Here is a 1,160-nt window from a genome sequence, read left to right on the forward strand (position 1 = left end):
TTCCTGATCTTGTTGGTTTCGACGATCGTGTTCTTCTTGACCGACTGGTAGGTCAGGACCGAAGCGGTCGAGTCCAGCGTCCAGTTCGTCTCTGCCTTCGCAGTTCCCAGTCCGGGCCAAATCAACACCAACAACGCAACGACCAAGCCAAGCGCGTTTATAACGAGCCAGCCTCTTGCCCGTGTTTTCCACCAGACTCCCACGACTTCGAACATGGAACCCCCTGCCTAGAGCAGTTCACGATTTCTCAGCGAGGAGCATAGAACACTTGCTGTCGCTTGGCGAGCATCTCGCGTGGTGCGGTGCACCACTCCCGAGCGATGCAAATCTCGGGTTCATCGTCTTGGTTAGAAGGCGATCTTCAGTCCGAGCTTGGCGCCGATGGTGGAACTGTCCGATGACACCTTGCCGCGAACTTCGCCGTTGACGGTGGTCGCGGCCGACATCTTCAGGTTGAAGCCGGTCGACAGCGCGGCGGAAAAATCGGCATCGTCGAAGTCGATCTCCCTGGTGTCGATTTCGGTGGTGTTCTTGTAGCCGAAACGCTGCTGCAATTCGCCTCGCGCATAGGGGCTGATCACCATGCCGTTGCTCAACGTGTAGTCGCCATAGATGCCGGGCTCGAGCTTGATCGCGCCGAAAGAAAGCTGGCTCTTGCCGAACTCGTTGCCGCCGCTGTCTGTATACGGATCGCCGCGGAAGGAAACGCCAAGCAGGCCGCCACGCAGATCGAAGCGGGTGCGCTCGCCCAGCTTGAAGATATGGCCGACCGATGCCGTCACTGCATAGCCCTTGGTATCATAGCTGCCGGTGGTGCCGAGCACGCCGTTCGTCACGTCGCTTCCACCGATGAAGCCGGAGGCCGAGACGAGCGCGTAATTGTAGTCCTTGCGAAACAGCGCGTAGCCGCCGAACAGGCCGGCCTTGTTGGTACCTTCGCCGATGGCATCAAATCCCCGAAACGCGCCGAGGTTGACGTCGGTCGAGGCGTAGCCGGCGAAAACGCCGATGTTCAGGCCGTACTCATTGTCGAACTGGAAGTGTTTGGCGGCATTGAAATCCAGGCTGATGGCGGCCGAAAAATCATTGGCATCGAAGCTCGGGCCCGGGCCATTCAAGCCGCCGCCGCTGATGTTGTAGCCGTCATGCTCGGTATGGGC

Annotated in this window: 1 protein-coding gene and 1 pseudogene; both read right to left on the reverse strand. The window is 59.2% G+C overall.

The genetic code is table 11. The features are described from left to right. A pseudogene (locus EN879_RS36665) lies at nucleotides 1-215 on the reverse strand (flagellar motor protein MotB); the annotation flags it as partial. Nucleotides 216-347: 132 nt separating this feature from the next. Beyond that, nucleotides 348-1,160: autotransporter domain-containing protein (locus EN879_RS36670; protein WP_127274752.1), on the reverse strand; the 813-nt coding region annotated here is incomplete at its 5' end.

Source organism: Mesorhizobium sp. M7A.F.Ca.AU.002.02.1.1 (genome assembly GCF_003998535.1).
In the GTDB taxonomy this organism is placed as follows: Bacteria; Pseudomonadota; Alphaproteobacteria; order Rhizobiales; family Rhizobiaceae; genus Mesorhizobium; species Mesorhizobium ciceri.